This is a genomic window from Geobacillus thermodenitrificans subsp. thermodenitrificans DSM 465 (assembly GCF_000496575.1).
Classification (GTDB): Bacteria; Bacillota; Bacilli; order Bacillales; family Anoxybacillaceae; genus Geobacillus; species Geobacillus thermodenitrificans.
On sequence record NZ_AYKT01000014.1, the window covers coordinates 32,247 to 52,681 of the forward strand.

At 49.2% G+C, this 20,435-nt stretch carries 17 protein-coding genes and 3 pseudogenes; 8 read left to right on the forward strand and 12 right to left on the reverse strand.

Annotated elements, in window-relative coordinates:
- The first annotated feature begins 92 nt into the window (after window positions 1-92).
- Window positions 93-496: pseudogene (locus DSM465_RS18390) on the forward strand (DoxX family protein).
- A gap of 437 nt (window positions 497-933) precedes the next feature.
- Here the strand turns inward: DSM465_RS18390 and DSM465_RS0113605 are convergent.
- Together DSM465_RS0113605 and DSM465_RS0113610 are read right to left on the reverse strand one after the other, a co-directional pair.
- Window positions 934-2,094 carry an acyl-CoA dehydrogenase family protein gene (locus DSM465_RS0113605; protein ID WP_011886655.1) on the reverse strand — a complete coding sequence of 387 codons (1,161 nt, stop codon included), beginning with the start codon at window positions 2,092-2,094 and terminating at the stop codon, window positions 934-936.
- Window positions 2,066-4,135 (reverse strand): sigma-54-dependent Fis family transcriptional regulator, encoded by a 2,070-nt coding sequence (locus tag DSM465_RS0113610; protein WP_029761567.1) that lies wholly within the window; start codon window positions 4,133-4,135, stop codon window positions 2,066-2,068. The genes DSM465_RS0113605 and DSM465_RS0113610 overlap by 29 nt, the downstream gene beginning before the upstream one ends.
- A gap of 536 nt (window positions 4,136-4,671) precedes the next feature.
- On the opposite strand from DSM465_RS0113610, the gene DSM465_RS0113615 reads away from it, so the two are divergent.
- The 4 genes from DSM465_RS0113615 (at window position 4,672) to DSM465_RS0113630 (ending at window position 8,460) form a co-directional block, all read left to right on the forward strand.
- On the forward strand, window positions 4,672-5,472 hold the full coding sequence (locus tag DSM465_RS0113615; RefSeq protein ID WP_008881504.1) for an ABC transporter ATP-binding protein: 801 nt from the start codon (window positions 4,672-4,674) through the stop codon (window positions 5,470-5,472).
- Complete coding sequence (locus DSM465_RS0113620; RefSeq protein WP_008881505.1) at window positions 5,469-6,395, forward strand: iron-hydroxamate ABC transporter substrate-binding protein; 927 nt, start codon at window positions 5,469-5,471, stop codon at window positions 6,393-6,395. Before DSM465_RS0113615 ends, DSM465_RS0113620 begins: the two co-directional genes overlap by 4 nt.
- 71 nt (window positions 6,396-6,466) lie before the next feature.
- Window positions 6,467-7,474, forward strand: a complete 1,008-nt coding sequence (locus tag DSM465_RS0113625) for a FecCD family ABC transporter permease (protein WP_011886651.1) — start codon at window positions 6,467-6,469, stop codon at window positions 7,472-7,474.
- A complete protein-coding gene (locus DSM465_RS0113630) occupies window positions 7,471-8,460 on the forward strand; it encodes a FecCD family ABC transporter permease (RefSeq protein WP_008881507.1) in 990 nt (329 codons plus the stop codon). The genes DSM465_RS0113625 and DSM465_RS0113630 overlap by 4 nt, the downstream gene beginning before the upstream one ends.
- A gap of 290 nt (window positions 8,461-8,750) precedes the next feature.
- Here the strand turns inward: DSM465_RS0113630 and DSM465_RS0113635 are convergent, their stop codons facing one another.
- From DSM465_RS0113635 to DSM465_RS0113650, 4 genes are all read right to left on the reverse strand, one after another.
- The gene (locus DSM465_RS0113635) at window positions 8,751-9,359 is read right to left on the reverse strand and encodes a DedA family protein (protein ID WP_008881508.1); all 609 of its coding nucleotides are present in this window, start codon (window positions 9,357-9,359) and stop codon (window positions 8,751-8,753) included.
- A gap of 289 nt (window positions 9,360-9,648) precedes the next feature.
- The gene (locus DSM465_RS0113640; RefSeq protein ID WP_008881509.1) at window positions 9,649-10,866 is read right to left on the reverse strand and encodes an ornithine--oxo-acid transaminase; all 1,218 of its coding nucleotides are present in this window, start codon (window positions 10,864-10,866) and stop codon (window positions 9,649-9,651) included.
- Between the two features lie 59 nt (window positions 10,867-10,925).
- Window positions 10,926-12,473, reverse strand: coding sequence for an L-glutamate gamma-semialdehyde dehydrogenase (gene pruA / locus DSM465_RS0113645; RefSeq protein ID WP_008881510.1), 1,548 nt, complete (start codon window positions 12,471-12,473; stop codon window positions 10,926-10,928).
- A 100-nt stretch (window positions 12,474-12,573) separates the two neighbouring features.
- Window positions 12,574-13,989, reverse strand: a complete 1,416-nt coding sequence (locus DSM465_RS0113650; RefSeq protein ID WP_008881511.1) for an amino acid permease — start codon at window positions 13,987-13,989, stop codon at window positions 12,574-12,576.
- Between the two features lie 249 nt (window positions 13,990-14,238).
- On the opposite strand from DSM465_RS0113650, the gene DSM465_RS0113655 reads away from it, so the two are divergent.
- Complete coding sequence (locus tag DSM465_RS0113655; protein ID WP_008881512.1) at window positions 14,239-15,612, forward strand: sigma-54 interaction domain-containing protein; 1,374 nt, start codon at window positions 14,239-14,241, stop codon at window positions 15,610-15,612.
- Between the two features lie 127 nt (window positions 15,613-15,739).
- On the opposite strand, the gene DSM465_RS0113660 is transcribed toward DSM465_RS0113655, so the two are convergent.
- On the reverse strand, window positions 15,740-16,147 hold the full coding sequence (locus DSM465_RS0113660) for a DoxX family protein (RefSeq protein ID WP_029761568.1): 408 nt from the start codon (window positions 16,145-16,147) through the stop codon (window positions 15,740-15,742).
- Between the two features lie 13 nt (window positions 16,148-16,160).
- Window positions 16,161-16,454 (reverse strand): annotated as a pseudogene (locus DSM465_RS0113665) (NADPH-dependent FMN reductase); the annotation flags it as partial.
- A 126-nt stretch (window positions 16,455-16,580) separates the two neighbouring features.
- Between DSM465_RS0113665 and tnpA the strand changes: the two are divergent.
- Both tnpA and DSM465_RS19035 read left to right on the forward strand, forming a co-directional pair.
- Window positions 16,581-16,978 (forward strand): annotated as a pseudogene (tnpA, locus tag DSM465_RS19030) (IS200/IS605 family transposase).
- Window positions 16,975-17,052 carry a helix-turn-helix domain-containing protein gene (locus DSM465_RS19035; RefSeq protein WP_080320074.1) on the forward strand — a complete coding sequence of 26 codons (78 nt, stop codon included), beginning with the start codon at window positions 16,975-16,977 and terminating at the stop codon, window positions 17,050-17,052. Before tnpA ends, DSM465_RS19035 begins: the two are co-directional and overlap by 4 nt.
- A 325-nt stretch (window positions 17,053-17,377) precedes the next feature.
- Here DSM465_RS19035 and DSM465_RS0113675 read toward each other — a convergent pair whose 3' ends face one another.
- From DSM465_RS0113675 to DSM465_RS0113690, 4 genes are all read right to left on the reverse strand, one after another.
- Window positions 17,378-18,286: a DUF817 domain-containing protein gene (locus tag DSM465_RS0113675; protein WP_008881514.1), complete on the reverse strand. Its 909-nt coding sequence runs from the start codon at window positions 18,284-18,286 to the stop codon at window positions 17,378-17,380.
- A gap of 16 nt (window positions 18,287-18,302) precedes the next feature.
- Window positions 18,303-18,527 (reverse strand): helix-turn-helix domain-containing protein, encoded by a 225-nt coding sequence (locus DSM465_RS0113680; protein WP_008881515.1) that lies wholly within the window; start codon window positions 18,525-18,527, stop codon window positions 18,303-18,305.
- 10 nt (window positions 18,528-18,537) lie between these two features.
- Window positions 18,538-19,017 carry a DUF2975 domain-containing protein gene (locus DSM465_RS0113685; protein WP_008881516.1) on the reverse strand — a complete coding sequence of 160 codons (480 nt, stop codon included), beginning with the start codon at window positions 19,015-19,017 and terminating at the stop codon, window positions 18,538-18,540.
- 525 nt (window positions 19,018-19,542) lie between these two features.
- A complete protein-coding gene (locus DSM465_RS0113690; RefSeq protein ID WP_029761572.1) occupies window positions 19,543-20,406 on the reverse strand; it encodes an alpha/beta hydrolase in 864 nt (287 codons plus the stop codon).
- Window positions 20,407-20,435 lie beyond the last annotated feature (29 nt).

The following is a 20,435-nucleotide window of genomic DNA, read 5'->3' on the forward strand; positions in this document are numbered from 1 at the left end:
GATTGGCTTCCAAATCGCGAATGAGAGGAATTCGTATAAGAAACAAGACATATCATGTACTACCATGACAATTGGACGAGGAGGGCTCGGCAATGTCTCGCCTTCACGAACTGGGGGTTTTCCTATTGCGGATTGTCACCGGCTTTATTTTTTCGTTCACGGGTGGATGAAATGGCATCAAGGGCTTGAGGAAACAGCAGCATCATTTCTCGCGATGGGCCTTCCCGCCTCCCTTGCCTACATCGTGACCATTGTGGAGCTCGCCGGCGGCTGGGCGATGATGCTTGGACTTGGTACGCGCCTGATGGCAGCAGCGTTTGCCGTCATCATGATCGGGGCGATCATCACCGTCAAAGCAGACGCCGGCTTGCTTGGCAACGGACAGGAGACGGGCTATGAATTCAATCTCGCCTTGCTCGCCATGTCTATCCATTTATGGCTAAGCGGCAGCCGGCTTTGGTCACTCGATTCACTCGTGCGCCGTTTGCGCGAATGATCACCGGCCCCTAGCAGGCTATGTAGCAACAGCCCGTGTGCCCGTTGCAAAGGAAGGTTCAGGCACCATGTATGTCTCCTCTAGAACTATTGTTCTGTCACGACTTCTCTCCATCCCAAGGGCAACAAAAACGATTTTCGGCAACATCCCTTTCTTTACATGGCGGACAACACCTCATCCGCTCACCCGAATCCCTTCAGTTGGCATGAGGAGCTAACCAGGGCGGAAGCAACCACCGGAACAGTTCCCGCAACCTGTTCTTCCGTGATCGGGTAGTCGGCAAAATCAGCCGGCCGCCCGATGTCATTGGACAATCGGTGAATGCGATTGATGGCTTTGACAAGCAACACATTTATACCTGGACCGTAATCACGAATGCAACGATTTCATCCAATACCTTCACCTTTGGCAAATACAAATGCACACAGTGTTTTCATTTACACCCGCACTTTTCCGTATTCTTTCCGCAGTTCGTTCGCAATAATGTTGCGTTGAATTTCCGAGGTGCCTTCATAAATTTTTGTAATGCGGGCATCACGGAAGTAGCGTTCGATTGGATAGTCTTTCATATAGCCGAGGCCACCGTGAATTTGCACGGCCATATCGGCGATTTTGTTGTACACTTCTGAACCGAATAGTTTTGCGATGGCTGCTTCTTTGACGACACGCATCTTTTGGTCAACCATCCAGGCAACGCGATAGACCGTCGAGCGCAGCACTTCAATTAACATGCTCATTTCCGCCAGCATATGTTGAATCGCCTGTTGCTCGATGATCGGCTTGCCGAACTGTTCACGCTGCTCGGCGTATTCCATGCAATATTCGAGCAGGCGGATGCATGAACCGAGGTTGCGGGCGGCAAGACCGGCGCGACCGTTCGCTAAAATTTTCAAAGCGTTGATATAGCCCTCTCCTTCTTTTCCAAGCACGTTTTCGACCGGCACTTCCAAGTTGTCAAAAAACAACTCAGCCGAATGTGACCCACGCAGCCCCATTTTGCGTTCAACATTGCCGATCGTAAACCCTGGAAAATCCTTTTCCACGATAAACGAAGTGATGCCTTTCGGACCTTTCGACGGATCAGTGACGGCCATCACCGTGAACACGTGGGCGTCAACGGCGTTTGTAATATAATGTTTCGAGCCATTAATAATGTAGCGGTCGCCTTTGCGGACGGCGGTCGTTTTCAAGGCAGCAGCGTTTGAGCCGGCGCTCGGTTCAGTGAGAGCAAAAGCACCAATCCATTCCCCTGTCGCCATTTTCGGCAAGTAGCGCTGCTTTTGTTCCTCCGTGCCAAGCTCGACGATACCGACGGTGCCGATGCCAGTATGGGCGCCAATTAACGTCGTATAGCCATTATGCGTTTTGCCGAGCTCTTCGTAAATGGCGCATTTGCCGACCATCGACAAGCCGAGGCCGCCGTACTCTTCCGGAATACTTAAACCGAACAAGCCCATTTCTTTCGATTTTTCGATAATATCTTCTGGAATGTGGTCGTTTTCCTCAATATCCATCGCCACCGGTTCAACAACTTCTCTGACAAACTTGCGCACGTTTTCTTTCAAAAATTCAATCTCGGCTGGTAACGTAAACTCCATCGTCTTCTCCTCCCAATGATTTGATTTTGTACTTTTGTGCCTTGCGCACGAGCGTGGACGCATCAACACCTAAAAGCTTTGCTGCTTGTCGATACGTTCTTGCTTTGTTGAGCGCCTTGATCATGAGCTGTCGCTCGACTTCGGCCACCGCCTGTTTGAGCGGGATGATTTCCCCTATCGCCACCGGGCTTATGGTCGGCGACGGCTCAAGGTGGAGCCATTTCGCTACTTGATCCTCATCAACGATAGATGAGGTGGCAGTCACAAACATGCGCTCCACAGCATTGACAAGTTCGCGGACGTTGCCGGGCCAGTGGTAATCCATCATCGCCTCGAGCGCACCGTCTGTGAATACAAGTGGTTTCTGATATTTTTCAGCAAACCGTTTTCGATAATGGTCGACCAAGAGCGGGATGTCTTCCTTCCGGTCGCGCAACGGTGGAATGACAATCGGCATGACGTTCAACCGGTAAAACAAGTCGGCGCGAAACCGCCCAGCGGTGACAAGTTCCTCAAGCGGCTTGTTCGTGGCAGCGATGACGCGCACATCAATTTGTTTCGGCGCCTCTGCCCCGAGACGAACGATTTCCATCGACTGCAACACACGAAGGAGCTTTACTTGTAAGTGAAGCGGGATTTCGCTAATTTCATCAAGAAAGATTGTCCCGCCGTCCGCCTGTTCAAAGTAGCCCTTTTTCCCTTTTTTCGCTGCACCGGTAAACGCCCCCGCTTCATAGCCGAACAGTTCGGACTCCATCAACGTTTCTGGGATCGCCCCGCAGTTCACTTTCACAAACGGACGGTTGCTGCGAGCACTTTGCCTCCAGATGAAGTTCGCCAGCTCTTCCTTTCCGGTACCCGACTCCCCGGTCAGAAGCACCGTTACATCGACCGCTGCTGCCTGCTTGGCAATGTTGACCATATGCGCCATCGCTGGGGCGCGGTAAATGAGGCCATCCTCCTTCTGGCTTAGCGTATGGAGCAACCGCTTCGTCTCCTCAAGTTCAACACGCAGCTGTTCCATTTCAGTCATATCTTTAACATAGAGGACGAGCCGCTCCGCCTGGCCTTCCTTCTCGATGATCGGCACCGCGGAAACGATCAACGTGTTACCGGTTTCCGCCCCTTGATGAAGCATCGAACACGATTGGCAGCTGTCAAACGCCTGGCGCACGACCCGCTCAAGTGGGGCAGGAACACGTTGATGTTCCATACTCGGGAATAAAGCAGCCCATTTTTCGTTTTGCCGGACGATCCCCCCGTGGCGATCGATAATGGCGATGCCATCGCTAGCTGCATCCATCACCGTTTGCAACTCATTGACGATTTGTTTAACCGTCTCAAGTTCATGGGAGATAAACTCGATCTCGGAAATATCTTGGAACACGCCGACCGCTCCAACCACCTGACCTTCATCAATAATAGGGGAACGGTTCGTAATATAGATGCGCTTGCCGACGCGATATTTTTCCGTATGTCCCTCCCCCGTGCGCACGACGTCAAGTAAGCCGGACGGGATGACGACATCGGTTAAAAACCGGCCAATGGCCTCTTCCTTCGTCGTTCGTGCCATTTTTTCGGCTGGCGGGTTGATCGATGTAATCCGCCCTTCGGCATCGATCGATATAATACCGTTATGGGCAGCGTTGAAAATAGCATCCATATGTTTTAAGCGGAGCTGCACCGCTTTTGCATACGCCTCCAAATATTGTCCTTTCGTCAACACGCCAACAAGGCGGCCGTTTTCATCAACAACCGGACGGAGCGAACCATCGCCAAACTTGATGTTTTCGATACAGTCATGGATGGAAAGAGGCGGCAACGACGGATGCATCACTTCACGTACGGTCGTTTTCCCTTGCATGAGGCCAAACAACACGTCGTTGGCCGTCAACACTCCGGAGATTTCCCCTTCGCGGCGAAATACGACCGTTCCCTCAATCCTACGCTCAGCCAACATGCGAGCTGTTTGTTCAAGGAAATCGTTTTCAAAAATAACCGTTGTCGTTCTCGTCATTATGTCTTTCACTCTCATCGCCATCCCCGCCCTTCTTATTTTCTATTTAAGCAATTTCTATGCCAAAACAATTTGTTATGAATATTCAAAAAAGACAAACCTCTACCATTCATCTTACTCGCTGTTTTGTTGCAAAACAACAACAACTCGTTGCAAAAATACAACAAACAGGCAAAGCGTGTTGCGATTCCTCCATCCCCCTTCGTTCATCTGTTGCATTTTCGCAACAGAGCGTATAAGTAGACGGTTTACCATGTATAAGTGCCGTTCCGTCCGATCGCTGCTCGAGGGGAAGCCAAAAAGCCTTTTGTACTTCGTACAGCATCGGAAAAGATGGTAAAATATGCTCTTCCTCCAATGGTTCCCTGCTTTCTCCGTCTATTTCGCTCTATACCTATGTAAATTCCCCCTTCTTCAAACGACGTAAGCCACTGTTTTTATGAAAATTCACGGTTTATTCACAAAAATCTATTGTCTTTTTTAAGGAATCCGTTATAATGAAGTTTGGGAATAATATTGATATTGATTCTCATTTTCCTAGTCCAAAAGGAGGTGTCCGTATGGTTCGCCTGTACGCCGAGGAGTTGACCGTCCGCTACGATGACCGGACAATTTTTGAACACTTATCTGTTCGCATTCCCGACCGGCAAATCACCGCCATTATCGGACCGAACGGATGTGGCAAATCGACACTGCTCAAGACGCTAACGCGTATCATTTCTCCGCAGTCTGGCACAATCATTTTGGATGGCAAACATATTTCACAACAACATACGAAAGAACTGGCGAAAAAAATGGCCATTTTGCCACAGACACCGGAAGCGATAAGCGGGTTAACGGTCGCTGAGCTCGTATCGTACGGCCGCTTTCCTTATCAAAGAGGATTTGGCCGCCTAACAAAAAAAGATTATGAAGCGATCGATTGGGCGCTTCATGTGACGAAAACAGCCGATTTGAGACATCGGCCGGTTGACGCTCTCTCCGGCGGACAGCGGCAGCGCGTCTGGATCGCTATGGCGCTCGCTCAAGAGACGGACATTATCTTTTTGGATGAACCGACGACGTATTTGGATATTGCCCATCAGCTCGAAGTGCTCGAGTTGCTTGAACGACTGAACAAAGAAGAAGGGCGGACGATCGTCATGGTGCTCCATGACATTAACCAAGCGGCGCGGTTTGCTGATTATGTGATCGCCATGAAGTCGGGCACGATCGTCAAAGCCGGTCCGAGCGAAGACGTCATTTGCCGTGATGTGCTTCGCGATGTGTTTGGCATTGATGCTGACATCGGCCTCGACCCTCGGACGAACAAGCCGGTTTGTTTTACGTATCATTTGCTGAAAGGAGTTTATTCATCATGAGGAAAGCATGGCTGTCATTGTTGCTTCTTTTTACGCTCCTGTTAAGCGCCTGCGGCAATGCGGCGGACGACAACAAGAAAAATAACGCTTCACCGGAGGAGAAAAAGCCAGAAACGATTACGTATCAGTCGGAAAACGGGGAAGTAGAAGTACCGGCTGATCCGAAACGGGTCGTCGTCTTATCAACGTTTGCCGGGCATGTACTTGCCTTAGACGTTCCGATCGTCGGTGTCGATTCATGGTCGAAAATGAATCCGCTCTTTGAAGAAAAACTGAAAGACGCGGAAGTCGTGACAGACGAAGACATTGAAAAAATTATGGCGTTAAAACCGGACTTAATTATCGGATTATCCAATACGAAAAACGTCGACAAATTAAGCAAAATCGCTCCGACCGTCACCTTTACATACGGAAAGGTCGATTATTTAACACAGTTTTTAGAAATTGGTAAACTGTTAAATAAAGAAAAAGAAGCGAAAGCGTGGATTGACGACTTCAAACAACGGGCACAACAAGCTGGGGAAGAAATCCGGGCAAAAATTGGTGAAAACGCAACCGTCACCGTAGCCGAAAACTTTGATAAGCAGCTGTATGTGTTCGGCAATAACTGGGCGCGCGGCACGGAAATTTTGTATCAAGAAATGAAGCTGAAAATGCCAAAAGCCGTGGAAGAACAAGCGCTCAAACCGGGCTATTACGCTGTTTCCCTTGAAGCATTGCCGCAGTTTGTCGGCGATTATCTCATCTTAAGTAAAAACGGCGACAACGACACATCGTTTATGGAAACGAATACGTTTAAAAACATCCCTGCTGTGAAAAACGGTCATATGTTTGTCGCTGATGCTAAAGCGTTTTATTTCAACGACCCAATTACGTTAGACTACCAGCTCGATTTCTTTAAAAAGCATTTTTTAGGCCAATAATAATGATGAGACGGGGCGTTCACAAATAGTGAATGTCCCGTCCTTTCTTGTGAAAAAGGGGGAAACCGCCGATGGAAGCAAACCGCCGGCTATGGCCGTTTCGTTATACGTTTCTCTTCTCTCTTGTCCTGCTGATGGCCATCTGGTTCGGATCCATGGCCATCGGCGTCGCTGATACAACATGGAGTGACGTATGGCGCGCACTCTTTTCCGATGAACAAGGCAAACAACTTGACTTGATTCGCGAGCTCCGTCTGCCGCGTGAAACGGCGGCTGCGATCGTTGGTGCGGGACTCGCGGTGGCCGGAGCGATCATGCAAGGAATGACGCGCAATCCGCTTGCCGATCCAGGGCTGCTTGGTCTCACTGCTGGAGCGAACACGGCATTGGCGATGACGATGGCCTTTTTTCCTTCTGCTCATTATCTCATCATCACGGTCGCCTGTTTGCTTGGGGCGGCCGCCGGAGCGGGGATGGTCTTTGGCATCGGCGCTGCCCGCAAAGGCGGTTTCTCACCGTTGCGCATCGTCTTAGCTGGCTCAGCTGTCTCAGCACTTTTATTCGCGGCAGCTGAAGGAATCAGCCTTTATTTTCATATCTCGAAAGATGTCTCCATGTGGACGTCAGGCGGGGTGGCCGGAACTTCATGGAAACAATTGTCGATCATCATTCCGCTCATTGTGATCGGGCTCACCATTGCCGTGTTGTATTCGCGGCAACTGACGATCCTTAGTTTAAGTGAAGACGTCGCCGTTGGCGTCGGACAAAAAACAACCGCCGTCAAAGTGTGGCTGTTTGTGGCCGTATTTTTCTTAACAGGAGCGTCCGTTGCCATTGCCGGCAACATCACCTTTATCGGTTTGATGATTCCTCATCTCGTACGGAGGATCGCCGGCGCAGATTATCGGTTTGTCATCCCGTTGTCGGCCACAGTCGGCGCGATAGCCATGGTGCTCGCCGATACTGCGGCCCGCACGATTCACGCCCCGTTTGAAACACCTGTGGCAGCCATCGTTGCTGTGATCGGTTTGCCGTTTTTCCTGTTTGTCGTGCGGAAAAAAGGGAGGGGCTTTGAATGAGAATGCGCATCACGATCGTATTGGTGCTGCTTTTCCTGCTCATTACTGCAACAGTTGCCATCGCGTTAGGTACTGGAGAAGCGCCACTCTCATATGGCCGCATTATTCCAACGTTATTTGGCTACGGTTCGATGCAAGAAGAGTTTATTTTATTTTCTCTCCGTCTGCCGCGCATCGTGATTACGTTGCTCGCCGGGATGGCGCTCGCCTTATCAGGAGCGATGTTGCAAGGCATCACACGAAATGAGCTGGCCGATCCAGGTATATTAGGCATCAACGCCGGAGCTGGCGCCGGCGTCGCTTTATTCTTTTTATTTTTCCCGATTGAAGCAGGAACATTTCTTTACGCCTTGCCGCTCGTCGCCTTAGTCGGAGCGCTGTTGACGGCAGCGGCCATTTACGCCGTTTCCTACAATAAAACAACCGGGCTGCAACCGGTATCGTTCGTGCTCACTGGGGTCGGGTTTTCCATGGCGCTCTCCGGGCTCATGATCGTTCTCATTTCCGCCGCTGATCGGACAAAAGTTGATTTTATTGCTAGATGGCTTTCCGGAAACATTTGGGGCGATGATTGGCCGTTCATTTTCGCCATGCTGCCGTGGCTTGTCATCGGTGCATTCATCGGCCTTTACCGGTCGAAACGGTTAAACCTTTTGCATTTAGGTGATCCGGTGGCCATTGGTGTCGGCGTCCATGTTCGCCGCGAGCGGCTCGTACTGATGGCAACAGCAGTCGCTGTCGCCGCAGCTGCCGTCGCTGTAACTGGAGGCATCTCCTTTATCGGATTGATGGCGCCGCATATCGCCAAAATGATCGTCGGGCCTCGTCATGAGCGATCCATTCCGACCTCGATGCTCATCGGTGGCTGGCTGTTGCTCACGGCTGACACGATTGGGCGCAATGCCCTTGCCGAACCGCTCCCAGCAGGAGTCGTTGTGTCATTAATCGGTGCACCGTACTTCATTTATTTATTATTGAAACGTTAATCCTTTTGACGGACATGGTGAACCAAAGATTGCGGCGAAGCTCGTTTAATTGCCTTCATCTTTGTCTCGACTCCTGTTTCCTTTGAAGCAGGAGCTTCCTTTTCTATATTGTTGAACGCTCACGCTTAGAGATCCAGGATACCAACTAAACCACCCTCGTGTGTTCTACTGCTCAGACCGCTCATGAACAAAGCAAACGAAACTGGAAGAACAAAAAGGCTACCTCCAAGGCTAAAAAAGCAACCTTGAGGGTAGCCCTTTCTGGAAAGAAACCCCTTAAGATATCGGAACTAAGAAGCCCGACGCCGTTTCCAAAAGCGGACAGCTGCAACCAAAATAATTATAGCAATAATGACATACACCACTTCGGCGTACATCCCAATCACTTCAGATACTTTTTCCCACGATTGGCCGAGCGCCGCCCCGATCGAGATTAAAAGCGTATTCCAAATGAGTGTTCCCAACACCGACAGCCAGACAAACAGCCATATATTCATTTTCGACATGCCAGCGGGAATCGAAATCAAACTGCGCACCAATGGAATCATACGACCAAGGAATACCGCCCACACTCCGTAGCGCTGAAATGTCCGGTTCGCCTTGGCGATATCTTCTGGCTTCACTCTCAGCCATCCGCCCCAGCGGTCGACGATCCGCTCGAGCCGCTCGACCGACAACAACCGACCGATACCATACAGCACGATCGCCCCGACGACCGACCCGGCAGTGGCTGCTGCGATGACGCCAGGGATGGTCAATGTTGTGTATGTCGTCATAAATCCGCCAAACGGCAAAATGACTTCCGATGGAATGGGCGGAAATATATTTTCAAGTGCGATCATGAAAAAGATGCCGATATAGCCGAACTGTTCCATAAACTCAGTAATCCACGCCTGCACGTTTCCTTCCTCCAGTCACTCGTCCTTCGTTTCTGTATGATTTGTATGCCTCATGAGCACAGTCCTTTCCTTATCTTAACAGAAAATGGGCAATTACCGCAAAGCAAAAAACACGGCTAATACCGATTTCTTTCCGAACAGGAAATGAAGGCAACTGTCCCTTGTCTAACCATCTACACAGCCGGAGCAACGGGATGTTTGCAACAAGAAAAGGTGTCCCATCGAAAAATAGGACACCTTTTTGAATTCACAGTATATACGTATCAACCGTTACTCTATTTTCTGATCCTCATTGCTTCTGGCTGGCGGCCGGTTGAGACAATACCTTCTCGATTCGCTCAAGCGCCCAATCAAGCTCTTCTTTTGTAATGATAAGCGGCGGCGCGAAACGAATGACTGTTTCATGCGTCTCCTTGCAAAGCAGCCCTTGTTCTTTCAACATTTCGCAATACGGACGCGCCGGGCCGTGCAGTTCGACGCCGATAAACAAGCCGCGACCTCGAATTTCCTTAATGTCTTTATTTTGGATTTGTTGCAATTTCGCTAAGAAATACTCGCCCAACTCAAGCGAACGAGCCGGTAAGTTTTCTTCTTCAATGACGTCAAGCGCTGCGATCGATACCGCACAAGCGAGTGGATTACCGCCAAACGTCGAGCCGTGCGAGCCCGGTTCAAACACCGACAAAATATCGCGATTGGCAACAACGCATGAAATCGGGAACACACCGCCACCTAATGCTTTTCCTAAAATATACATATCAGGCACAACCGCTTCCCAATCGCAGGCAAACAGCTTCCCAGTTCGGCCGAGCCCGGTTTGAATTTCATCAGCGATGAATAAGACATTGTTCGCCTTGCACACGTCATATGCGGCCTTTAAAAACCCTTGCGGCGGGATGCGGATGCCCGCTTCACCTTGGATCGGCTCGACGAGAAATGCCGCTGTATTTGGTGTAATCGCTGCCTTTAGTGCTTCGATATCGCCGTAAGGAATGATTTTAATCCCTGGCAGTAACGGGCCAAACCCGCGTTTGTAAGCCGCTTCGGACGACAACGATACCGCAGCGAGCGTCCGTCCGTGGAAGTTGCCTTCGCAAACGATGATTTCCGCCTGATTGTCTGCAACACCTTTCACATCGTATGCCCATCGGCGCGCTGCCTTCAGTGCCGTTTCCACCGCTTCTGCACCAGTGTTCATCGGCAACACCATCTCTTTACCCGTCAGACGGCACACTTTTTCGTACCACGGGCCGAGCTGGTCGTTATGAAAAGCGCGCGACGTCAAGGTCACCCGATCAGCTTGCTTTTTCAATGCCTCAATGATCTTCGGATGACGATGACCTTGGTTCACTGCTGAATACGCGCTTAACATATCCATATAACGATTGCCTTCCGGATCTTTGACCCATACCCCTTCTGCTTCGGAAACGACGATCGGTAGCGGATGATAGTTGTGCGCCCCATACCGCTCCGTCTGTTCAATAAGCTGTTCAGATTTCGTCGCCATCACAATCCCCCTTTTTATTTCTCCCTCATCGAAAAAGGGTGGCCGTGGCCACCCCGGCATTAAAACATTTCCGATACGGTTTTCGCTTGCATGTGGAGAATTAAATAGTCCGGGCCGCCGGCTTTGGAGTCCGTCCCCGACATGTTGAAACCGCCAAACGGCTGATAACCGACAATCGCCCCTGTGCAGCCGCGGTTGAAGTACAAGTTGCCGACATGGAACTCATGACGTGCTTTTTCAAGATTCGCACGGTTGCGCGAAATAACAGCGCCCGTCAGGCCATATTGCGTGTTGTTCGCGATCTCAAGCGCATGGTCAAAGTCGCGCGCTTTCGCAAACGCCACGACTGGCCCGAAAATTTCCTCCTGCATAATGCGCGCATTTGGATCGACATCCGCAAATACCGTTGGTTGGATGAAGAATCCTTTCGAGTCGTCTCCTTCCCCACCGGTCATGAGACGGCCTTCTTGTTTGCCGATTTCAATATATTCCATAATTTTGTTGTATGCTCCTTGGTCGATAACCGGTCCCATAAACGTTGCTTGCTCTGCTGGATCGCCGACATTGAGTTGTTTTGTCAGCTCGACGACGCGATTGAGCACTTGGTCGTAGACGTCCTCGACGATGATCGCACGCGAGCATGCCGAACATTTTTGACCCGAGAAGCCAAACGCCGATGCGACGATCGATTGCGCTGCCAATTCCAGATCAGCTTCTTTATCAACGACGATGGCGTCTTTGCCGCCCATTTCTGCGATGACGCGTTTCAGCCAAATTTGTCCTGGCTGTACTTTCGCTGCGCGCTCGTAAATGCGGATGCCGACATCCCGCGATCCGGTGAAACTGATAAATCGTGTGCGCGGATGCTCAACCAAATAGTCGCCAACCTCCGCACCGCTGCCCGGGATGTAATTCAGCACACCAGCCGGAAGACCAGCTTCCTCGAGCACTTCCGCGAACTTATACGCCACGACCGGTGTTGCACTTGCCGGTTTCAGGAGTACCGTATTGCCCGTAACCAGCGCAGCGACTGTCGTCCCCGCCATAATGGCGAACGGGAAGTTCCACGGCGAAATGACGACTCCGACCCCAAGTGGAATGTAGAAAAACCGGTTCGTTTCCCCTGGACGGCTTTCAACCGGAATGCCGTCTTTCAACTTCAACATTTGCCGTCCGTAATATTCCATAAAATCGATCGCTTCGGCCGTATCAGCATCCGCCTCGCGCCACGGCTTCCCAGCTTCTTTCACCAACCAAGCGGAAAATTCATGCTTGCGTCGACGTACGATGGCCGCTGCGCGGAACAAAATATCCGCCCGCGCTTCCGGACTCGTCCGACTCCATGTGCGGAACGCTTCATCAGCGGTTTTCATCGCCCGTTCGGCGAGCTCTTTGTTCGCTTTTGCCACCCGGCCGATTACTTCCGCTTTGTTCGCCGGGTTGACCGAGGTGATCTTATCTTCAGTCATCACCCGCTCGCCGCCGATGATAAGCGGATATTCACGGCCAAGCTCTGCTTCGACTTTTTCGAGCGCTGCCAAAAATGCTTGTCGGTTCGCATCCACGGTAAAATCAGTAAACGGTTCATGTTTATACGGCTGCACCATTTCGTCGTCCTCCTTTTCACGAGCAAAAAAATTTTTCGCAATAAAACGGTTTCATAGTTATATTATGCAAATTATTATGGCTTTTTTCAATGATTTTTACTTACTTGGCGGCTTTCAGCTCTACCTCTTCTTCTGTGCGTTGAAGATGGATTCGCTTTTTCGCCACGAGGTGATAATACGCATAGCACACGAGCAAGAATGGAATGCCGCAGTAAAGCGCGATCCGTTGATCAGGGATAAAAGCCAATCCGACAATTATCGCCATATTCAGTATGAACGCGGCCAGCGGTACGAACGGATAGAGCGGCGTCCGGTATTTCAAATCGCGCACATCGCCGCCTTCACGCAAAAACGCTTTCCGTCCCAAATAGCTCGACAGCGCGATGGAGGCCCAAACAGTCACCGCGCCAAACCCAGCGATCGCCGTCAACCAAACATACACGGTATCTTCTGCGTACACGCTGCACAGCAACGACAAGCATCCGATGGCAATGCTGGCGATTAGCGCATTGATCGGCACGCCCCGCTTCGAGAGTTTGCTGAAAAACGGCGTAACCATGCCTTGGCGCGACATCGACCATAGCACGCGTGACGTCGCATACAATCCTGAGTTAGCTACCGACAGCACCGCGGTAATAATGACAAAGTTCATGATATCGGCCGCATACGGAATGCCGATATTGTCAAATACCACGACAAACGGGCTTTCCACAACACCAGCTTTCTCCCATGGAAACAAACCAGCAAGTACAAAAATGGCCAAAACGAAGAAAATCAAAATCCGCCACACCGTGTTGCGCAACGCAATCGGTACTGTTTTCTCCGGCTCACGGCTTTCTCCGGCTGCGACCCCCACCAATTCCGTTCCTTGAAAGGAAAAATTCACAAGAATCATCGTTGTAAAGATCGCCCAAAACCCATTAGGAAACAAGCCGCCATGGTCTGTAAAGTTCGAGAAAAACGGGGCGGGTTGTCCGCTTTTCATATGGACGATGCCGAACATCGCCGCCAAACCAAGAACAATAAAGGCGATGACCGTCAACACCTTCACGCTCGAAAACCAAAACTCCACCTCAGCGAAACCTTTGACAGACAAGGCGTTCACCAAAAACAACAACAAGGCGAAGACAGCGCAAAACACCCATGTTGGCACATCAGGGAACCAGCGTTTCATGAGGATGCTGACTGTAAGCAGCTCAATGCCGACCGTCACTGACCAGTTGAGCCATGACAGCCAGCCGATGCAAAACCCTGCGGCCGGCGAGATGAATTTCGTCGCATACGTTTGATATGACCCAGCGTCAGGGATCCTCACAGCCAATTCCCCTAACGAAAGCATCGTCAAATACATGACGAATCCGCCGAATAAGTAGGCGGCAATCGCTCCTCCAGGTCCCGCTTCATGAATGGTGTATCCGGATCCTAAAAACAAACCGGTTCCAATCACCCCGCCAAGCGCAATCATAAACAAATGTCTACTTTTTAGCTCTCGTTTCAATTCCTGCGCTGGTGGCATCCAAATCTCTCCCTTCCACTACTTATAGATTTCGCAACCGCTTACATTTCTATCAAGTAAACGGCGTTTTTTCTCCGGCAAAATTTTTTTTCGCATATTTCACAGCCGCATCTCTATTATGGTGCTTATTTTTTCTATTTTCAATATATTTGGCAAAAAATTTTTTCGATCTCCTTCTTCCCCTCCCTTGTCATTCCTCTCTTCGCTAGCTACTTGTGTTATAATACAAGGAAAGGAGAGGTGCTGATCGTGAACCGGGAGATGGAAACGCTTTTATCCATGTATGAGCAAATTCTCGAAATGATCGACCTTGGTGTTCATGCGGTCGACCAACAAGGAAAAACAGTCATTTACAACCGAAAAATGCGGGACATTGAGGGAATGGACGTCGAGGATGTACTTGATAAGAACATTTTAGACGTCTTCCGCTTCCATCCGGAACAGCCGAGCACATTGCTTGAAGCGCTGCGCACCGGTGAAAGCATATTGAACAAGCAACAAACATACTTCAACAACAAAGGGCAAGCAGTGACAACGATCAATCAAACACATCCATTATGGAAAGACGGATGCATCATCGGAGCGGTGGAAATCGCCAAAGACGTCACGAAATTCCGCAAGCTGATTGCCGAGCAGCACCAACGCGGAGAACTAAGCCGCTCACTGGCAGGCATCATCGTCCAAAGCGAAGCGATGCAAGCTGCGATTCGCCTAGCCCGCCATGCCGCCCGCTCGGAAGCCCCGGTACTGCTTATGGGTGAAAAAGGGACAGGAAAAGATTTGCTTGCTTCTTGCATTCATTACGAAAGTGAACGGCGCTTGAAACCATTTTTGGCGCAAACGTGTTTGTCGCTCCCGGACGATTGGATGGAAACGATGCTGTTTGGCAGCGAAGAAAACGGCGAGATCCAGCCTGGTTTGTTCGAACAAGCGGATGGGGGCACTGTGCTACTCGATGATGTCGATTCGTTAAGCCTGCCGCTCCAACAAAAGCTCGTGCATTTCCTTCAGGAAAAACAGTTTACCCGCGTCCATGGCCATAAGCCCGTTCGTGCAGACGTCCGCCTTATCACCTCGACAAGCGGTGACCCGATTGACGCCGTCCAGACAGGAGAGTTGCTAAAATCGCTTTACTACCAGCTCGCGGTGCACTGTATCGTTTTGCCTCCATTGCGCGAGAGAAGAGAGGACATTTTGCCATTGGCCGACCATTTCATCCGCCAAGGCAATGAACGCTATGGCTTAAACGTGGAAGGACTTGCGGATGACGTGCAAGAGGCGTTTCTCGCTTACGACTGGCCTGGCAACGTGCGCGAGCTAGAAACGGTGATCGATGAAACGTTGGAGATGATGGACGAGGGAGAAACGATCACATTCGATCATCTTCCAGCTTCGTTCCGCATGAAACTTGCACCCGATGCACCGAAAACAGACTTTTTGTTTAATACAGAAGACATTCTGCCACTCGAAAAATATATGGAGGAAGTCGAAATTTACTACATCCGCAAAGCGCTGCAACACCACGGCTTCAACATCACGAAAACCGCTAAAGCGCTTGGCTTAAGCCGGCAAAACTTGCAATACCGCATTCGCAAGTATCGGATTGATAAGGAATGGGGATGAACAGTAGGACAACGGAAAAAGAAACGGACGTCCAACAAAAAGCACACGTTCGGAGTGATTCCCATCTTTTCCGTAACGTGTGCTCCAAAGTAAATTTCTAGTGAAGAAACAGGGAAATCTTGTCTTATTAGTTCTTTGACGATCCAAACCATTTATTATCCAAGGCGAATAGCTGGCTGCCGCTGAGGCAAAGGGCAATAGCTACAGACAATAAGACAACATCCAATTCATACCCTGCGGTTTGGCTATTGCCCATGAAACCGGCCGGCAGCTTGACAGTGAAGGTCGCGCCAGACATCACGAATGCAAGCAGCGCCGAAATAACTCTTGTTCCTAATCCTACGATTAAGGCCACTTCCCCGGTCAATTCAATGAAGGCGACAACGTAACCGAGGAATCCGGCAACACCGATGCTTTCAAACCAACCGGCTACATTGCCAAGACCCATTTGGAATTTGGCAACGCCGTGAATAAAGAACATCAACCCTAAAGTGACCCGCAAAATCAATAACGCCCATTTGTATTTTTGCGCCATTATTCGTTCGCCTTCATTTTATCGTACAGTTTTTAACGCTCCATAATAAAAGCTCATCAAGCATCACGTTGACTTGTTCCACTTGGAACGCCTGTGGCTTAAACACGGTTCCATTCTTGAAATCGGTAAACAACGACAATGTTGGATGTGTACGGACATCAACGATTTTTAGCTCACCGCAAATTCCACGCAAATGCTCAGCAGCGTGGGCTACGCCAGTCGAACCGTCACTGACAATTCCTGCTGCCTTGTTGTTCCAAGCTTCACGAGCCCAATCAAGCGCATTTTTAACGTAATTTCCGACAGAAGTCTCCCACCTCAAGGAATGGGAAGGGCGATAGCCCAATGAGTAGACGGGAGATGAATGTCGGTTGGCTTTAGCCAAAGGTTTTGATGTAATCAGTCTTAGGTATAAAAAAGGACTGATATATCAATGAAATTGGATAGTAATAACCATTCAATGTTCTCTTTACATTACTATCTTGTATTCGTCGTGAAGGATCGCAGAGAAGTATTCACCGATGAAACACTCGATTTTCCAAAATATGTTTATTGAGATTGGAAGCCAATATCACATTACTTTGACAGAATGGAATCACGATAAAAATCATGTTCACATCTTATTCAAAGCACATCCTAATTCTGAATGATCAACGTTCATCAATGCTTATAAGAGTGCAAGTTCTCGACTAATAAAGAAACATCTTCCTCATATCCGAAAAAACTATGGAAAGAGATGTTTTTTGGTCAAGAAGTTTTTGTCTGCTTACAACAGACGGCGCTCCAATCGAGGTCATAAGAAAATACATTGAAAATCAAGGTCAGAAGTGAGGGGATTGGATCTGACCAAGCAAAACAAAGCATTCAAATTTCGTTTGTATCCAAACAAAGAACAGAAAGAGTGATTGGAGAAAACGTGTGCTACCGCGAGCGTGACAAAAAGGAACAACTACTTCTCGAAATGGACGGCCCATGGCCGTTTGCCGGTTCGTTCTAAAAAAAACCGATGACGCCGTTATTGCTGTTTGACTCCGTCGCACTGTTGCGGCGCACTACGAGCAAGAGATTGAACAAGTCAAAACAGCCGTCACTGCGAACACAAAACGATTTTACCGTACACCCGATACACCTAACAGGCTATTGGATGATCCAGCGAAATCTATATCGAACCAAAAAGCCGAGGGCGCAACCTTTAGCCCCACTCGGCTTTATATGTTGAGAAACGCATTTTCATTGTCCCGTCTGCAGCGCCTTTTGTTCATCATTGACGACGGTGCCGGCAGAAGCTCTTCCTTTCACTTGCTTTAACGTTGCCACAATAAGAAAACTGACAATGACCAACAACACCCACGAGCTTACTTTCCCTATATGAACGAGACTCCACGCCTTTGCTTGGTTTGGATATTGCCAAGCACCAAAAAAGGTGGCAATGTTTTCAGCGATCCAGATGAAAAATCCGATCAGTAAAAACGAAAGGACGAGCGGCATCCGATAGCAAATTCCCCCCACTTCATACACGACCCATGACCGCCAAAAAACGAGGATCACAAGGCCTGCTAACCACCATCGAACGTCCACCCAATAATGATGGGTAAAAAAGTTCAAGTAGATCGCCGCAGCCAGCGGAACGACCAACCAAAACGGCGGCCATCGCACAAGCTCCACTTTCATTCTTCTCCACGCCTGGCAAAGATAGCTCGCCACACTTGCATACATGAATCCGCTGTACAACGGCACGCCAAACAGTTTCGTATACCCTTCTTCCGGATATGCCCATGAACCCATACGCACCTTAAACAGCTCTAATGCAAGCCCAATCAAGTGAAAGACAGTAATGACTTTGAGCTCATCCCGCGTTTCCAGCCCTGATCGCACCATCCACCATTGCATGAGCAGGCAAATGATGAGCAGCCAGTCATACCTCGGCAACAAAGGGAGCGGCGCGAGTTTCGTCAGCGCCAATGAGGCAAAAATAACAACCGGAAACACGCAAGACAACGCCTGCGCCCAACCGAAGCGAATGAGCTGCACAAACGCTTTGATCAGCCACGATTTTCTGCAAAACTGGCGCACCCGGACTATCATCAGGCAAAACGGTGGGCATTCGTTCACCGCTACCTCGTGTTTCTCCCCTTTCAAGCCGTCTCCTCCCTACTCACGGATTTGACTCCCCTTCCTCGCTTCGATACTCCAAAATGTCCCCGGGCTGACAGTCAAGCGCCTTGCAAATGGCTTCTAACGTCGAAAAGCGGATGGCCTTCGCTTTTCCGTTTTTCAAGATCGACAGATTTGCCATCGTGATCCCTACTTTCTCTGACAACTCCGTGACGCTCATCTTCCGCTTGGCCAACATGACATCAAGATTCACAATAATCGGCATGTCATCCACCTCAAATGGTCAACTCATTTTCCTGTTTGATTTCAATCGCTTGTTGAAGCAGCTTTTGTAACACCGCGGCAAAGACGGCGATCACCAGCGAAGCAAACGGCACCAACAACCCAACGAAAATGACACCCGGGGCGTCATCCTTTTCGGCAAAAAGATAAAACAGCGGCAAGGCAAGCATGTGCAGCCCACAGATGACAACAGCGCAATATTTGATTGCCTTCAACGCCTTCACCGACCGTTCAGAGAACGCGCTATTTTGATCAATATACGTTAATAGCTGAAACGCCTGATAGAGCGCAAAATAAAACGGCAACGCGGACGTATCAAACACAAGATAAACGAAATACTTGATCCAAGGAAACTTCGGCAACAACTTGACCGCCACATCCCCAAGCACAGGCACCAAAAATATGCACAACGCAAGAACGGGAAGACCAATCAACACAACAGCCACTTTCAAAAAAATTGTTTCTCGTTTCACCACGAGCACCTCACTGATTTGTTTTTGATTTTATTTTAATCATTCATTTATCGTTTTTCAATAAATAATTATCGAATTTAATTATATTTTTGCTGTGAAACATGATAAAAACAAAGAGCATTCCCCTTGCAGAAGAACGCTCCGTTACAAACGTTGATGATTCTCGCAAAAAAACAGCCCTTCTTCCATCAAGTACGGGGGCTTAACGGTCGAGGAATTGCTTCTTATGGTCGCTTTCTATATCAAAAAGGTTTCGGGCGCTTAACCAAAAAAGATGACAAAAGCATTGACTGGGCGTTTGTGGTTTGGGTACAACGTTATGTGAATTGCAATGGGGCTTGCACAGAAAGAGAATGGATCTCATGGAGAAGCAACTGATATCCGATTGAAAAAATAATAATAAGGGCTCAGCCCTTCCTATCCGAGCCCTTTTTGTTTGCCACCTCGAATGACATGAATCTTTTTACTGTCTAATGTGTGAAATTGAGATAAACATTTGATGCAACCTAAGGACGAAACAATTCGTTATACGCTGTTTCTCGATACAAATCGTAGAGCTCGGCTGATGAGGGCTGGCAATACCGTGACATGCCCTTCCCCGGCAAATTCCTGAAACTCCACATATACCCCAAAATCAGCGAAGGCGGAAAGGCGTTCTGCCAGTTCTTCAGCATGAGCGTTAATTCGGCTTTTGTGGCTTCTTTCCAACTCTCCAGCCGCCAAAAGTACGTCAACGTTGAGCGTTTCTTGTTTGATACGAGCAACAAAACGTTGTTCTGCTTCAAGCAACAGCTGTTTACTCCAGTGAATCGAAGGACTTCCGGCAATATACGTTCTGAAAGCCGTCGGCTTCGTAAAAAGCACCTGCAAAACAAAGAGGCCACCGAGGGAATGGCCAAAAATGGCCTGCTTCGTCCGATCGATTGGCAATTCTCGCTCTATTTCAGGCTTCAGTTCTGTTTCAATAAACTCCAAAAAAGCCTCTGCTCCTCCCATTTCCGGCCATGCGGTTCCATCTGGACGAACAAGTAATCCGCTTTCCGGAACAGACATAGTAAAATCGTAAAAACGAGCAGGAGAAAATGGCTTTTCAGTTGGATAACCAATACCAACAATCACCGCAGGAACAACTCCTGTGCGATCAGGACGTCCTGCCTGCACACGCATCGCTTCCACCATCGTCCCAAATACCGAATTGGCATCAAGTACATAAATCACTGGAAATCCCAAAGGAGGTGGATCCGCATCAGGTTGTGCGACAAAAATCCGATATTCACGATTCCGATAGCTAGAATACATCACTCGCTGCTTCGTTCGCGGAATCGTGAATTCACTAACGCCTGCTGTATGAACAGCTGAAGAACATAACTCCTCTTTTTTAGAACCCACCCCGACTCCCTCCTTCCTTTCTCATCAAA

Bases quoted from the DNA above. Each gene is read 5' to 3' on its own strand.
- DSM465_RS0113605 (WP_011886655.1), bottom strand. From the start codon at position 2,094: ATGGAGTTTACGTTACCAGCCGAGATTGAATTTTTGAAAGAAAACGTG.
- DSM465_RS0113610 (WP_029761567.1), bottom strand. From the start codon at position 4,135: ATGGCGATGAGAGTGAAAGACATAATGACGAGAACGACAACGGTTATT.
- DSM465_RS0113615 (WP_008881504.1), top strand. From the start codon at position 4,672: ATGGTTCGCCTGTACGCCGAGGAGTTGACCGTCCGCTACGATGACCGG.
- DSM465_RS0113620 (WP_008881505.1), top strand. From the start codon at position 5,469: ATGAGGAAAGCATGGCTGTCATTGTTGCTTCTTTTTACGCTCCTGTTA.
- DSM465_RS0113625 (WP_011886651.1), top strand. From the start codon at position 6,467: ATGGAAGCAAACCGCCGGCTATGGCCGTTTCGTTATACGTTTCTCTTC.
- DSM465_RS0113630 (WP_008881507.1), top strand. From the start codon at position 7,471: ATGAGAATGCGCATCACGATCGTATTGGTGCTGCTTTTCCTGCTCATT.
- DSM465_RS0113640 (WP_008881509.1), bottom strand. From the start codon at position 10,866: ATGGCGACGAAATCTGAACAGCTTATTGAACAGACGGAGCGGTATGGG.
- pruA (WP_008881510.1), bottom strand. From the start codon at position 12,473: ATGGTGCAGCCGTATAAACATGAACCGTTTACTGATTTTACCGTGGAT.
- DSM465_RS0113650 (WP_008881511.1), bottom strand. From the start codon at position 13,989: ATGCCACCAGCGCAGGAATTGAAACGAGAGCTAAAAAGTAGACATTTG.
- DSM465_RS0113660 (WP_029761568.1), bottom strand. From the start codon at position 16,147: ATGGCGCAAAAATACAAATGGGCGTTATTGATTTTGCGGGTCACTTTA.
- DSM465_RS0113680 (WP_008881515.1), bottom strand. From the start codon at position 18,527: ATGCCGATTATTGTGAATCTTGATGTCATGTTGGCCAAGCGGAAGATG.